Raw genomic sequence first — 14,206 nt, 5'->3', positions numbered from 1 at the left:
TTTCAGGCAAAGGGTTCTGCGGCACCTTATGCCGCCGCGCCGTCATGCCAACCGCTCCATAGGATCGCCATGCAAGCGCTCGACGCCATCCGCCAGGAAATTCGCGCCAACTACCTCCCAGATGAAGCGGAAGCCGTTAAGCGGCTGGCTGCTACTGCTGCCCTTGGCAACGACGATCGCATGGCGATCTCTGCCCGCGCGGCCGATCTGGTGCGTGCCGTGCGCGGTTCGACCGATCCGCGGCTGATGGAGGTTTTCCTCTCTGCTTACGGCCTGTCGACCAAGGAAGGTGTGGCGCTGATGTGCCTGGCCGAGGCGCTGCTGCGCGTGCCAGACACCGAGACGATGGACGACCTGATCAAGGACAAGATCGCGCCGCATGACTGGTCGTCGCATTCGGGCGGTTCGAGCTCGATCTTCGTCAACGCCTCGACCTGGGCCCTGATGCTGACCGGCCGTGTCCTCGACGAAGGCGAGGGTTCGATCGAACGTACCCTGCGCTCGATGGTCCGTCGCCTCGGCGAGCCGGTGATCCGCACGGCAGTCGCGGCTGCGATGCGCGAGATGGGCGAGCAGTTCGTTCTGGGCCGCACCATCACCGAGGCCGTCAAACGCGGCCGCTCGATGATCCAGAAGGGCTATCTCTATTCCTTCGACATGCTGGGCGAAGCCGCCCGCACCGAGACCGACGCGCTGCGCTATCACCGGGCTTATGCCGAGGCGATCTCGTCACTCGACAACGGCACCAACGGTCCCGACATCCGCTACAACCATGGCATTTCGGTCAAGCTTTCAGCGCTGCATCCGCGCTACGAAGTCTCGCACAAGGACGACATGCTGCCGATCATGACGGAGCGCCTGCGCTCGCTGTGCCTTGCCGCCAAGCAGGCGCGCATGGGTCTGAACATCGACGCAGAGGAAGCCGACCGGCTTGATCTGTCGCTCGATGTCATCGAGGCCGTGCTGGCCGACCCGCAGCTCGAAGGCTGGAACGGTTTCGGCGTCGTTGTCCAAGCCTATGGGCCGCGTACCGCCTTTGTCATCGACTGGCTCTATGCGCTTGCCAACAAGCTCGACCGCAACATCATGGTGCGGCTGGTCAAGGGCGCTTATTGGGACACCGAGATAAAGCGCGCCCAGACGCTAGGCCTGCCGGGCTATCCGGTGTTTACCCGCAAGGCCAATACCGACGTCTCCTACATGGCCTGCGCCCGCAAGCTGCTGTCGATGACGGACCGCATCTATCCGCAATTCGCGACGCATAACGCTCACACCGTCGCTGCCATCCTGTCGATGGCCACGGATCGCACGTCGTTCGAGTTCCAGCGCCTGCACGGCATGGGCGAGGCGCTGCATGAGACCGTGCGCAAGGCTGAAGGCACCCGCTGCCGCATATACGCACCGGTCGGCGCGCATGCCGACCTGCTGGCCTACCTCGTTCGGCGTCTTCTCGAGAACGGCGCCAACTCGTCTTTCGTGCATCAACTGACGGACGAGGACGTGGCGCCGGAAGACATCGCCCGCGACCCGCTCGAGACGGTGGAGACGCAAGGCTCGGCAGCTAATCCCTCGATCCCGACGCCTTCGGCGATCTTCGGCGCTGGCCGCACCAACGCCAAGGGCTGGGATATCACCGACCCGGTGACGCTTGCAGCGCTCGACCGTGCCAAGGCGGAGTTCAAGGGTCCGGAGCGCTGGACGGCCAAGCCGGTCACTCGCGCCGCCGGCTATGGCGCGTCGCGCAAGGTGATCAATCCGGCCAAGCCCGACGACATCGTCGGTACGGTGACCGAGGCTGCGGCCAAGCAGGTGCCGACTGCAGTGCGTTTCGCAATCGAGGCACAGCCGGCCTGGGCGAAGAAGCCTGTCGGTGAACGCGCAGCCATCCTGCGCCGCACGGCTGATCTGTACGAGGCCAATGCCGCCGAGTTCTTTGCGCTGGCGACACGCGAGGCCGGCAAGTCGCTGTCGGACGGTGTCGCCGAGGTCCGCGAGGCGGTCGATTTCCTGCGCTACTACGCAGCCGAAGCCGAAAAGGCCGAAGTCGGCACCGAAGCACGCGGCGCCATTGTCTGCATTTCGCCGTGGAATTTCCCGCTCGCCATCTTCACCGGCCAGATCGCTGCAGCGCTCATTACCGGCAACTCGGTCATCGCCAAGCCGGCGGAACAGACGCCGCTGATCGCCGCCCGTGCGGTTGCCTTGATGCGCGAGGCCGGCGTGCCGGAGGACGTGATCCAGCTTCTGCCCGGCGACGGCCCGACCGTTGGCGGACCGCTGACCGCGGATCCGCGCATTGCCGGTGTCTGCTTCACAGGCTCGACCGAGGTCGCCAAGCTGATCGAAAGACAGCTCGCCGAGACAGCGGCACCCGACGCGATGCTGATCGCCGAGACCGGTGGCCTCAACGCGATGGTCGTCGATTCCACCGCATTGCCCGAGCAGGCTATCCGCGACGTTGTAGCATCGTCGTTCCAGAGTGCCGGGCAGCGCTGCTCGGCCCTGCGCGTGCTCTACGTCCAGACCGATGTCGAAAAGAAGATGGTCGAGATGCTGAAGGGCGCGATGGATGCCCTGACGATTGGTGATCCGTGGCAGCTGTCGACCGACGTTGGTCCCGTCATTGACGAAGAAGCGCAGAGCTCGATCCGCGACTATTGCGCCAAGATGGAAGCCAAGGGCAAGCTCATCGCCAAGCTCGACGCCCCTGTGGATGGCCGCTTCGTTGCACCTCATGTCTTCAAGGTGAAGGGCATCGAGGAGATGGAGCGCGAGGTGTTCGGACCTGTGCTGCATGTCGCAACCTTCGAGGCCGATGAGATCGACGACATTATTTCGGCGATCAATCGCAAGGGCTACGGACTGACTTTCGGCCTGCATACCCGCATCGAGGGCCGCGTCCAGCACATCGTCGACGGCATCCACGCCGGTAACATCTACGTCAACCGCAACCAGATCGGCGCCGTCGTCGGTTCGCAGCCGTTCGGCGGCGAGGGGTTGTCGGGCACCGGACCGAAGGCGGGCGGCCCGCACTATCTCCGTCGTTTCCGCACATCGCCCGAAGCCGGCACGGAGTTGCCGGAAGGCCGCAAGGTCACCGCGACCGAGCTGGTGGACAATCTCGTCGATGCCGGTGAATGGGCGACCCGACCCGACCGCATCGCCATCCTGCGCAAGCATCTGCGCGGCAAGGGTGCTCAGGCCATTGCGGCTGCGGCGAGCATCGACTTCGGCCAGGTCGACCTTCCCGGGCCGACCGGCGAGGCGAACACGCTATCGCTCAACCCACGTGGCCGGGTGCTGTGCCTCGGCCCCGACGCCGAAACCCTGCTTGCCCAGGCAATCCAGGCGCTGGCCGCAGGCAATGCGGTCCTGGCCGTTGCTCCCGGTGCGCCGGCGGCAGTCCACGCCCTGATGGGCAAGGATTTGCCGATCGCCGCGATCGACGGTCGCCCCGACCCGGTGGAAGCGCGCGCGCTTGCCGTCGACGTCGTGGCCTATTCGGGAACGGAAGAGAGCGCGCGGATCGTCCGCAAGGTGATCGCCGAGCGCAAGGGGCCGATCGTTCCGCTGATCAGTGAAGTGATCTATCCGGCCGCCTACGCGCATGAGCGTGCTGTCTGCGTCGACACGACGGCGGCCGGCGGCAATGCCAGCCTGCTGGCATCGGCCTGAGGCTTGCGAGCAAGATTACGCGCGGACAAAAGGAAAGGGGCAGGTTTGAACCTGCCCTTTTCAGATTTCTTCGGGCGCGCAACCGAAGCGCAGCAGATTGCCATGCGGGTCGTGGATGTAGAATTCCTTCATGTTCCACGGGCGCACGGTGAACGGGCTTAGCCGTTCGACACCGCGCGCCGAAAACTCGGCGTGAAGTGCGGGAACCTCGCCGCCCCTGATGTAGCAGGACGTCACCTCGGGCAGCTTGCGGTCGTCCGATTTCCAGAAATGAATCTCGATCTCGCCACGCCGCACGATCAGATAGTCGTCCATCTCGGGACCGACGACGTCGAAACCGAGCCTGTCGCGGTAGAAATCGCGGCTCTCGCCGATGTCCGGCGAGGGCATGACAGGGATGCTGCGGGCGAGATCAGTCAATTTTCAAGCGCCTTCGACGACCGAGAAGCCCTCGAACTGCGGATGACCGACATAGGACGCCTTGGACGAGCCGGCGTTCTTGTGGGCGTTGCGGAAGTTTTCCGATTTTGTCCAGGCGACAAAATCGTCCTGGCTCGCCCACACGGTGTGCGACGCGAAGAGCGTGTAGCCTTCGGCTTCGTTCACCGGGCCGCGCAGCAGGTGGAATTCGCGAAAGCCCTTCATCTCGTTGAGCGAGGAGTCGCGGTTCTTCCAGACGTCTTCAAAGGCGGTCTCAGAGCCGTTCTGCACCTTGAAGCGGTTCATTGCGATGTACATGTTCTTCCCTTTCAACGGGCCTTGCGTTGCGCTGTTGTAGTCTTTTGAGCGCTGCGTAGCGACACAACATTGGCGCCGGTGTGGTCTCCGGCAAAGTTCGGGTTCGGGCCAGCCTGGATCGGCGACTGTGCACGGTAGCTGGCGAGGTCGGTGACGTTTTCGCTCGCCCTTATCGCCGCCAGGCGATCGAACAGCTCGCGCATCTCGGGCAGCAGCCCGTCACCCTGGCGTTTCACCATATGGTCGAATTTGTTCATTCCGAACATGGGCTTATGCCTTTCGATGCGCCTGGCGCCAGGGGAGAGGAGTCTGGGCAAGGCTGGTTTCAGATGCCGAAGGCGATGCCGGATTTGGATTCGGTCCGCAGCGCCTTGAGACAGGCGGCTGCGTCGATGCCACCGCCGGCGCAATCGGTGGCCTGGTTGATCAGGACGCGGCTGACCTTGGTGCAGTCGGTGCCCGACAGGTCGAAACGCGTGACCTTGGTCTTGCCGGCCGGCAGTTCCTTGAAGTCGAGCACTGTCAGCCTGTCGACAACGCCGGCTTCGTTGAACAGCGCAATCTCGAACGCCGCCTTGGAAAGCTCAGCACCGAGATTGTTGGTCACAACGAAGGTAAAGCGGCAGCCCTTGTCTGAGGGCTGCGCCGCATTGAGCTCCAGCACCAGGGCAGGGGCCGGCGGCGCGCTTTGAGCGCCCGCCATGCCTGTGGCGGCGAGGAGTGCAAGGCCGGCGAGAACGCCGGTCGCGGATCGCGACTGCTGCATTATTGGTATCCGAACTGCTTGGCGAGGGTCAGCTTGAAGGTGCGGCCCTTGGAGCGGTCGTTCAGCAGGTTCTCGCGGTAGTCTGCGTTGAATACATTCTGGACACCGAACTGGCCTTCCCAGCCGACAAACTGGCCTTCAGTAGGCTTCCACGAGGCGAACAGATCGACACGGGTCCACGAACCGGAAGGACCGTCGCCTGCCGCTTGACTTGCCGGGTTGAACGGAACCGGCGCAATCGGGGTGAAGTAGTCGGGCCGGAATGCGAAGGTCGTCGTGGCGCCCAAGGTGATGCCATGCTCGGGCAGGCGTCCGCCGAGGGTCAGCACAAGCTTGTCCTGGGGAATGGTCTCCAGAGTGGTGCCGGGTGCGATGGTGTTTGCCGCGTTACGACCGATCCAGCCGTCCGGATACTCGCCCTTGAGGTGGGTATAGGCGAGGCGGCCGAAGACATATTCCGACTCGTAGGAGCCCTCGAGCTCGACGCCGTAGATGTTGATCTTGCTGACGTTGACATAATACGGAGCCGTCGGACCAATCGCGAACGGATTGATGCGGATACCATCGGTGATGTCGTTGTTGAACGCCGTCACCTTCAAACTGACGGTGTTGTCGAGACCCAGCACATTGTCGGTCGAAGCACCGAAGCCGACCTCGTAGTTGTTCGACGATTCCTTCTTGAGATCCAGGCTCATGCCGCGAGCTACCGGCGCCCCGGCTGTCGAAAACAGCTCGTCGAGGGTCGGGAAGCGCTCGGTATGCGCGACCGAGCCGAAGACGTTGAAGTTGTCGTTGAACTTGTAAAGCGCGGCGACCTTCGGCGAGAAGGCTGTGCCGTCGATGCCTTTCGCGCCGGGGATCGAGTCGGACGGGTCCATCGAATGGAAATCGGTTCGCGCGCCGGCAATCAAGGTCAGACGGTCGTCCCAGACGAATTCGTTCTGGGCAAACAGGCCGAGCTTGTTTTCCTGGCCTTCAGGATGGGCCGTCAGCCTGGCCGCGCCCGAAGGGCGGTCGGCAACACGATCCTGATGGCTGGCCTGGAAACCGACGGTCAGGAAGTTCTTAAAACTCTCGCCGGTGTAGTCGAAGGTGTTGTCGGCCTTCAACTGGATCGTCTTGTAGCCGTAGTCGGTGTCGTTGAGGATCGCGGTGTTGCCGGTGCTTGGCAGAGCCGGAGCGTTGGGATTGCCCGATTGGCTGTTGGTCGTGTCCGAGTAGGACAGGTTCACATTGAGGTCGAGCCACGGATTGTCGGCGGCTTCGTTCTCATAGCTCAGCACCCAGGTCTGGTCGATGACATGGCGGTCGGTGGTGCCGAAGCCAGCGGCCGGGTTGGTCGTGCTGGTCTGGGTGTAGGGCTGGTCGTCGGCGTCGCTGTCCCAGCGCTGATACGACGCGCGAACGATCTGCTCGTCGTCGATGCGATAGGTGCCTTTGAGGAGGCCAGAAAACGCGTCGAACTCCGAGCCGGCGAGTGTAACCCCGTTGGCCTTTTCCATGTCGTTGGAGCGGCGCCAGTTGCCCTGCGCCAGAACTTCGAACGCGTCGTTGAAACGATGTGCCCAGATGGCCGAGGTCAACGTGCCGTCGCCATTGCTTTCATAGGCGCCCTTGAGCCGGACGGCGCCACGGTCGCCTTCGGCGATGAAGTCGGAAGCGTCCTTGGTCGTGAAATTGATGACGCCGCCGAGGGCGCCCGATCCATAGAGGGTCGACGATGCCGGACCGCGCAGGACCTCGACCTTCTTGTAGAGCTCGGGGTCGGAGAAGAACGAGCCCATGCGGTACTGCTCATTGAACTTCGGCGCGCCGTCGACGGTGACGACGATGCGGGCTGCGTCGGCCGAGTTTTCCGTCGCGCCAATGCCACGGATGTTGAAGGCTTCGCCGAAGACGCGGTCGGATCCGAGCACCTGGACACCGGGAGTGGTCTTCAGGATTTCGCCGATGGTGGTCGCCTGCTTCTGGTCGATGTCTTCCTGGTCGATGACAGTCACCGCCTGTGGCGTGTCGATGGCGACCTTGGCGACGCCGGCGCTGACAACGAGGCGCTGGAGGACGGTGACGCGCGGCTTTTTGTCCTGCTCAGTGGTTTTTGCTTCCTGCGCGTGGGCCGCATGCGCGCCCACGAGTACCGCTATCGCCGCTCCGCCCAGCAGAGCTGCCTTGTTCCGACCAACTAGCCCCATGTCCCACTCCAAAATGTCTCGTGCTGGCTTGCTTTTCGCTCGCTAGCAATTTTTCGCTCGCCGGCTACGTCTTAAATCTTGACTTGATCACTCCGGTATTGCACTGACTAGTAAACATGAATGTACGAGTCAACTAATAGATTCAAGCATGAGGGCCTCGACCGGGCTTTTCCGGCGCGGCGGACGGATGAAGGAGTGGAATGAGATGAATTCACACAATCCGAACCATTTCCGTTCTGGTCAGTTTCGGGCCGGATATGGCCGGCCGGAAGGCCAGGTGGCGCCGCGTCCAATCGCCGGATCGACTGCCAGGACACTGACCAGCGAGTCGCTGTTTCTCGGCGATTTCGAGATCGGCATCGATCATGGCGGCGCTCTCTATCGCCTGAAGATTACCCGTCAAGGCAAACTCATTCTCAACAAGTAGGTGTTTCCAAATGGACCAGCGCGTAAGGCCCAACCCACACGAAATCAGGCGGGCGCGAACTGACAACCCCAAGATGCGCGAGCGCGATCTCGCCAGCCAGCTCGGTATTTCCGAAGCTGAACTGGTGGCCGCGCATTGCGGCGAGGGTGTCGTTCGCATCGAACCGCGCGTCAATGACCTGCTCGCCGGCATCGAGGCCGTCGGCGAGGTCATGGCTCTGACCCGCAACGAAAGCGCGGTCCATGAGAAGATCGGCGTCTACGACAAGGTTGTACCCGGCGCGCAAGCCGCGATGGTGCTCGGCGAACAGATCGACCTCCGGATCTTTCCGAGGGCCTGGGTTCACGGCTTTGCCGTAGAAAAGCGTGACGGCGACGAAATCCGCCGCAGCCTGCAGTTCTTCGATGCTGCCGGCATGGCGGTGCACAAGATCCATCTGCGCCCGGCGTCCAACCTCTATGCCTATCAGAAGCTGGTGGAGCAGCTTATCAGCGACAACCAGGATCCTTCCATCGTGACGGTTCCTTCCGTCGTGAAGTCGCAGGTCGAAGAGACGTCGACCGGTGTCGAGGAGCTGCGCGAGCGCTGGAGCAAGCTGACCGACACGCATGAGTTCTTCGGCATGCTCAAGTCGCTCAAGCTCGGCCGCCAGCAGGCGATGCGCATGGTCGGCCAGGACTATGCCTGGAGGCTCGAAAAGGACGCTCTGCCGGCGGTGTTCGACCGGGCGGCTGAAAGCGGACAGCTGATCATGTGCTTTGTCGGCAATCATGGCTGCATCCAGATCCATTCCGGCTCCGTCAAGAACATCAAGCCGATGGGCCCGTGGCTTAATGTGATGGACGAGACTTTCCATCTCCATCTCCGAACCGATCATGTCCAGGAGCTCTGGGCTGTTCGCAAGCCGACCAAGGATGGCCATGTGACCTCGGTCGAGGCTTATGACGCCAATGGCGAGATGATCATCCAGTTCTTCGGCAAGCGTAAGGAAGGTCACGACGAGCGCGCGGATTGGCGCGGACTGGTCGAGGCGCTGCCGGTCGTCCAGCAGAACGCGGCGTAAGGAGATGATTATGTCGACACCCCAACGGCTGCTTCGCTCAGCCGCACTAGGCCTGTCGGTTCTGCTTGCGTCTGGGACAGCCAGCCTGGCGGTCGAGGGAGCCACGGTTCTGCCTGATCGTACGCGCGTCGCCTCCGTCGGCGGCTCGATCACCGAAATCGTCTATGCGCTTGGCGAAGAAGGGGCACTCGTTGCCCGTGATTCGACCAGCGTCTATCCGGAAGCCGTCTTCAAGCTTCCCGACGTGGGCTACATGCGGGCGCTGTCGCCCGAGGGCGTTTTGTCGGTCAATCCGACTGGCATTCTGGCGCTCGAAGGCAGTGGGCCGAAGGAAGCCATCGACGTCCTCAAGAAGGCCAGCGTTCCCTATATCCAGGTGCCGGAAGGCTTCAGCCACGACGGCATCCTCCAGAAGATCCGCATCGTCGGCAAGGCGCTCGGCGCCGATGCCAAGGCCGAGGCACTCGCCGCCGATGTCGGCAAGCAGTTGTCCGACGCCGAGGCGCTGACCAAGTATATTCCGCAGGGCGAGCGCAAGCGCGTGCTGTTCATCCTGAGCATGCAGGGCGGCAAGATCCTGGCTTCCGGCAACCATACGGCCGCCGATGGCATCATCGCGCTTGCCGGTGGTGTCAACGCGGTCGAAGGCTATCCCGGATACAAGCAACTGACCGACGAGGCGGCGATCACGGCAAAGCCCGATGTGATCCTGATGATGGATCGCGGCGGTGGTACCGCGGTTCCGGATGCCGACCTGTTTGCCCATCCGGCCATTGCCTCCACACCGGCCGGCCAGGCCAAGCGCGTGATCCGCATGGACGGCGCCTATCTGCTCGGCTTCGGCCCGCGCACGGCGGCGGCGATTAAGGATCTCGCCATGGCGTTCTATGGCGACGCGGTCAAGAAATAAGGCCGGGACAGTGGTGGATGAAACAATCGCCGGTGATGCCGGCGTGCAGGAGCAAGGTCGCCATGCCGTCGGCGACCGCTCCGGCCGTGCCTTGCTGGTCATCGGCGTGCTCGCCGTGGCTCTGGCCGCAACCGCGCTGTTCAGCCTGACCTGGGGGGCATCGGACGCCTCGGCGCTGGGTCTCGTTCGCAGTTGGCTGTTTGGTGCGACGCCGGGTGACGAGGCGCTGTCGATGCGCGATAGCGTCATCGTCTACGACATTCGCCTGCCACGCATCGTGCTGGGCATGCTAGTGGGGGCGGCGCTCGCCGTTTCAGGCGCGGTCATGCAGGGCCTGTTCCGAAATCCACTGGCCGATCCGGGCCTGGTCGGCGTGTCGGCCGGCGCAGGACTAGGTGCTGTCTCGGTGATCGTGCTGGGTGCCACGGTGCTTGCGCCGTTCACGGCTTTGCTTGGTACTTACGCGCTGCCGTTCGCAGCATTCGGCGGTGGCCTGCTCACCACCATCATCCTCTACAACGTTGCAACCCGTCAGGGGCGGACATCGATCGCCACCATGCTTTTGGCCGGCATCGCGCTGGGCGCGATGGCCATGGCTTTGACTGGTGTGCTCGTCTACATCGCCGACGACAGGCAGTTGCGCGACCTGACCTTCTGGCAACTCGGCTCGCTCGCCGGCGCCACCTGGCTCAAGATTGCAGGTGCCGGGCCGATCATCATCCTGGCGCTGGCGACGACACCTTTCATGGCCAAGGGGCTGAATGCACTTGCCTTGGGCGAGGCGACGGCAAGTCATCTCGGCGTTCCGGTGCAGCGGTTGAAATATGTGGCGATCGTTGCGGTTTCGGCGGCGATCGGCGCCTCGGTGGCCGTCAGTGGCGGCATCGGCTTTGTCGGCATCGTCGTACCACACCTGCTGCGCCTGGCGATCGGACCCGACAACCGCTACCTGCTGCCGGCGTCGGCGCTGCTGGGGGCATGCCTGTTGCTTCTGGCGGATGCGGTCAGCCGCACCATCGTGGCACCTGCGGAGCTGCCGATCGGTATCGTCACGGCGGCCGTCGGTGGCCCATTCTTCCTGTGGATATTGCTGCGCAAGCGCGGCGTCGTCGATCTTTGATGCGGCGAACTGTGAGGTACATATGATCGAAGCACGCCAAGTCTCGGTGTCGATCGGCAGCACGCGCATCGTCAGCGATGTGGATTTCACCGTGCGTCCAGGCGAACTGGCAGCGATCGTCGGACCCAATGGTTCCGGCAAGACGACCTTCCTGAGGGCGCTGACGGGCGAGCTCGCCTTTTCGGGCAAGATATCGCTCAATGGCCGCGACACTGCTAAGCTCAAGCCGTGGGAAGCGGCGAGCATCCGGGCCGTGCTGCCGCAGTCGACAGCCCTGTCATTCCCGTTCACGGTGCGCGAGATCGTCAAGCTTGGCGTGACGGGTGGCCGCTCCGGCGCATTGGCAGGCGAGGGCGACCGCCTGCCGGAACGCGCACTGGCCCGAGTCGATCTCGAGGGCTTTGCAGGGCGCTTCTATCAGGAGTTGTCGGGTGGCGAGCAGCAGCGTGTGCAGCTGGCTCGGGTGCTATGCCAGGTCTGGGCGCCGGTGCTGGATGGGCAGCCACGCTATCTGTTCCTCGACGAGCCGGTATCGAGCCTCGATATCAAGCACCAGCTGATCATCATGGACATCGCCCGCGATTTCGCGCGGCGCGGTGGCGGTGTCGTCGCGATCCTGCACGACCTCAACCTGACTGCGATGTATGCCGACCAGATCTGCGTCATGTATCGCGGCAAGCTGGCGGCAGCTGGTGCTCCGCAAGCCGTGCTCACCGACAGTCTGATCGAAAAGGTATTCGGCTGCCGGCTGCGCGTGGGGGCTGTGCCGCAGGCAAATATCCCGTTCGTGCTGCCGCAGTCGGCTGTCGCCTGACCGGCGTCAGCCGGCCAAGGCGTGCTGTTCGGGGAAGTGGATGCCGAGCAGATCGCGCATGTTTGGTCGAGCCGCGACAAGGTCGGCGATCGAGTAGCGCCCAAGCACCTCAAAGAAGGCGTTCAAAGCTTCGCGCAGCGCCGCATTCAGGCCGCAGCTATCGACCAGCGGGCACTCAGCCGCGTCGTTCTCGAAGCATTCGGCCATGGCGAAGCTCTCTTCGGTGACGCGCACGACGTCGAAAAGCGAGATCTGGTCAGCCGGCTTGGCAAGGCGTACGCCGCCGTTGCGACCTCGCACAGTCTCGACCAGCTTGGCTTCGACCAAGGGCTGCAGGATCTTGAACAGGAACAGTTCCGACACCGTGTAGGCAGCGGCGATTTCAGGGACGCGGCTCAGCCGTCCTTCATTCGCTGCGCAATACATCAGGATGCGCATGGCGTAGTTGGTCTGGCGTGTGAGGCGCATTGCGTGTTCCTTGCCCTGCGTTGAATCCGCGAGTCCCGCTAATATGGCTCATACCTTAGAATAATTCCAGACAGGGTTTCGAAAATATATGACATCATTAGTCATATTTCCGACGCACACCAGCCCTTACATTTACGTATAGGTCAAACAGTTGATTTTGATGCTGCGCTGCACAATATGCGCTTTGTCGGGAGTCGAAGACTCTGGGGAGGAACCCATGAGGACTACGACATGGAACAGATCATACATACACATCGGCCATTGACGGGCGTAATCCGTCAATTGCGGCCGTCCGATCTGCCCCGCTTTGCCGAACATCTGCTGCGACTTGACGATCAGAGCCGGCGCGACCGCTTCAATGGGCTGACGCATGACGGCTTTCTCGAAGCCTATGCCGAACGCAGCTTCCACGAAGGCGCTACCGTCATCGGCTACGTCGAAGGCGACAAGGTGCTTGCCGCCGCCGAACTGCACGAACGCGCCGAAGAGAGCGAGCCGACGGCCGAGATCGCCTTCAGCGTCGAGCACGAGATCCAGAACCGCGGCATCGGCGGACGGCTGTTTCAGCGCCTCGTCGCCCAGGCGAGGGGGCTCGGCTACCTCAGGCTGCAGGTGACGACACACTCCAACAACAGCGCCATGAAGGCCTTGGCACGCCGCTTCGATGCCAAGCTCAGCTTTCAGCAGGGCGAAACCAACGGCGTCATCGACCTGGCCGGCGAGGCCAGCCTCGATGCCGATTGGCGCGCACCCGCCGACCTCGGCAGGCGTGGCACCGGCAAGGCCATTGCCGCCTGAAGCATGCCTCGGCGTGGTGTAGCAGCGCCCGCTTCGCTACATTCTGGCGGATAGAGGAGCCTGATCACGATTTCCCGTAGATCCTTGCGATCTCGTGGAAGGCCAGCTTTGGCTGCCAGCGGATCGTGCCTCTGGCGAGATCGATGCCTTGGCATTTGACGATGGCGTGGCTCGCCATGTCGAGGTCATAGTGCGGATCTGACGAATGCACTTCGCCCTCCGACAGGAACTGGTAGACGAAGGCGCCGTCGATCCCTTCTTCCTCGTAGATGCGTAGCAGGTCGGCGATCTCGGCCGCCTGGGTTTGCTCGCTCCTGACATAGCCTTGCCGAACCCGCGGCGGGTCCTGTTCGTAGTCGATGATATCGAACCCCATTCCGCCGCGCTGTTCGGCACCTTCAAAGGTGCAGCAACCGAATTCGGTGATGACCACGGGCTTGCCATGGCGCCGCAGCTTGCGGAGGCCCTCGACATAGGTCGAGCGGTTGTCGGCGTCGCGGTAGTAGTTGGCCGACACGATGTCGAACAACTTCCAATCGACGTTCTCCCAAGGGATCGGGCTGTAGGTAATCTCGCCTTTGAAGTGCTTGCGGGCAATTTCACTCGCTTGCCCAAGGTGCTCGGCAAGCGCCTTGTTGACCTCAGGGAAAAGCGGAACCGGTGAGGCATAAAGCGTCGCCATGCGCTGCTGGAAGTTGCTACCTTCGATGAAGCCTTGCGTGAACATCGAAAGTTCGCAACCGACATTGAGAACGAGTTGTCCGCGGCCTTGCCGCAGTGACTCGGCAGTCGTTGCGACCTCACCGAGATAGGTCAGCATCTCTTGCTTGGTGGCATCGAACAGGCGCGGCTGCATCCAGACCTGCAGTCCCTGGCTGAAAGCGGCGGTCGCCGCCTGCTCGAGCCGCTGGATGTTGGTGCCCGAAATGCTGATTGCGTTGCAGTGCAACTGGTCGCGGATGACACGCATGTCCTCGTGCACCACGGCCCGGTTCCAGATCTGCCGCGACAGTTGTCCCGACCCGTAATTGGTGCCCGTGTCGTAATCGATGCCGCGCAGGCGAAGGTGCTTGCGCGTGGTCTCAACTGCGCTGGCCCGCCCAACGCGGACGGAGGTCAGCGCCAGGCCGGCAGCGATCGCCGCTCCGCTCTTGATGATCTGTCGGCGTCCGGACGCAGCTGTCCTTTTGGCCGGAACGGTTTCGTTCGCCATTTTCATCTCCATCAGCGTTCAG

14 protein-coding genes are annotated in these 14,206 nt (G+C 62.8%); 7 read left to right on the top strand and 7 right to left on the bottom strand.

Annotation, left to right across the window (positions count from 1 at the left end; translation table 11 throughout):
* Positions 1–69 precede the first annotated feature (69 nt).
* Positions 70–3,675, top strand: a complete 3,606-nt coding sequence (putA, locus tag IHE39_RS20515; RefSeq protein WP_192567789.1) for a bifunctional proline dehydrogenase/L-glutamate gamma-semialdehyde dehydrogenase PutA — start codon at positions 70–72, stop codon at positions 3,673–3,675.
* 60 nt (positions 3,676–3,735) lie between these two features.
* On the opposite strand, the gene IHE39_RS20510 is transcribed toward putA, so the two are convergent.
* Genes IHE39_RS20510 through IHE39_RS20490 form a run of 5 tightly spaced genes read right to left on the bottom strand, consistent with a single transcriptional unit; the run spans position 3,736 to position 7,371 of the window.
* Positions 3,736–4,095, bottom strand: coding sequence for a bleomycin resistance protein (locus tag IHE39_RS20510; RefSeq protein WP_246485587.1), 360 nt, complete (start codon positions 4,093–4,095; stop codon positions 3,736–3,738).
* A gap of 3 nt (positions 4,096–4,098) precedes the next feature.
* Positions 4,099–4,413, bottom strand: a complete 315-nt coding sequence (hmuQ, locus tag IHE39_RS20505) for a heme-degrading protein HmuQ (RefSeq protein ID WP_184767376.1) — start codon at positions 4,411–4,413, stop codon at positions 4,099–4,101.
* Between the two features lie 11 nt (positions 4,414–4,424).
* Entirely contained in the window at positions 4,425–4,679 is a 255-nt protein-coding gene (locus tag IHE39_RS20500) for a hypothetical protein (protein ID WP_192567788.1), read from the bottom strand.
* 59 nt (positions 4,680–4,738) lie between these two features.
* A complete protein-coding gene (locus IHE39_RS20495) occupies positions 4,739–5,179 on the bottom strand; it encodes a hypothetical protein (protein WP_184767378.1) in 441 nt (146 codons plus the stop codon).
* Positions 5,179–7,371, bottom strand: coding sequence for a TonB-dependent receptor domain-containing protein (locus IHE39_RS20490; RefSeq protein WP_192567787.1), 2,193 nt, complete (start codon positions 7,369–7,371; stop codon positions 5,179–5,181). Before IHE39_RS20490 ends, IHE39_RS20495 begins: the two co-directional genes overlap by 1 nt.
* A gap of 205 nt (positions 7,372–7,576) precedes the next feature.
* Here IHE39_RS20490 and hemP point away from each other — a divergent pair, with 205 nt between their 5' ends.
* Genes hemP through IHE39_RS20465 form a run of 5 tightly spaced genes read left to right on the top strand, consistent with a single transcriptional unit; the run spans position 7,577 to position 11,705 of the window.
* Positions 7,577–7,798, top strand: coding sequence for a hemin uptake protein HemP (hemP, locus tag IHE39_RS20485; protein WP_184767380.1), 222 nt, complete (start codon positions 7,577–7,579; stop codon positions 7,796–7,798).
* 10 nt (positions 7,799–7,808) lie between these two features.
* The gene (locus IHE39_RS20480; RefSeq protein ID WP_192567786.1) at positions 7,809–8,861 is read left to right on the top strand and encodes a hemin-degrading factor; all 1,053 of its coding nucleotides are present in this window, start codon (positions 7,809–7,811) and stop codon (positions 8,859–8,861) included.
* Positions 8,862–8,871: 10 nt separating this feature from the next.
* Positions 8,872–9,771 carry a heme/hemin ABC transporter substrate-binding protein gene (locus IHE39_RS20475; protein WP_434781328.1) on the top strand — a complete coding sequence of 300 codons (900 nt, stop codon included), beginning with the start codon at positions 8,872–8,874 and terminating at the stop codon, positions 9,769–9,771.
* A 10-nt stretch (positions 9,772–9,781) separates the two neighbouring features.
* The gene (locus IHE39_RS20470) at positions 9,782–10,891 is read left to right on the top strand and encodes a FecCD family ABC transporter permease (protein ID WP_184767383.1); all 1,110 of its coding nucleotides are present in this window, start codon (positions 9,782–9,784) and stop codon (positions 10,889–10,891) included.
* A gap of 22 nt (positions 10,892–10,913) precedes the next feature.
* The gene (locus IHE39_RS20465) at positions 10,914–11,705 is read left to right on the top strand and encodes a heme ABC transporter ATP-binding protein (protein ID WP_192567784.1); all 792 of its coding nucleotides are present in this window, start codon (positions 10,914–10,916) and stop codon (positions 11,703–11,705) included.
* 6 nt (positions 11,706–11,711) lie between these two features.
* Here the strand turns inward: IHE39_RS20465 and rirA are convergent, their stop codons facing one another.
* Positions 11,712–12,173: an iron-responsive transcriptional regulator RirA gene (gene rirA, locus IHE39_RS20460; RefSeq protein ID WP_184767385.1), complete on the bottom strand. Its 462-nt coding sequence runs from the start codon at positions 12,171–12,173 to the stop codon at positions 11,712–11,714.
* A 231-nt stretch (positions 12,174–12,404) separates the two neighbouring features.
* Here rirA and IHE39_RS20455 point away from each other — a divergent pair, with 231 nt between their 5' ends.
* Positions 12,405–12,971, top strand: a complete 567-nt coding sequence (locus IHE39_RS20455; protein WP_184767386.1) for a GNAT family N-acetyltransferase — start codon at positions 12,405–12,407, stop codon at positions 12,969–12,971.
* A 64-nt stretch (positions 12,972–13,035) separates the two neighbouring features.
* Here the strand turns inward: IHE39_RS20455 and IHE39_RS20450 are convergent, their stop codons facing one another.
* On the bottom strand, positions 13,036–14,184 hold the full coding sequence (locus tag IHE39_RS20450) for a glycoside hydrolase family 113 protein (protein ID WP_192567783.1): 1,149 nt from the start codon (positions 14,182–14,184) through the stop codon (positions 13,036–13,038).
* Between the last annotated feature and the right edge of the window lie 22 nt (positions 14,185–14,206).

It is taken from the genome of Aminobacter carboxidus, from assembly GCF_014863355.1.
Taxonomy (GTDB): domain Bacteria; phylum Pseudomonadota; class Alphaproteobacteria; order Rhizobiales; family Rhizobiaceae; genus Aminobacter; species Aminobacter carboxidus.
This window is presented reverse-complemented; position numbering and strand designations above follow the sequence as displayed.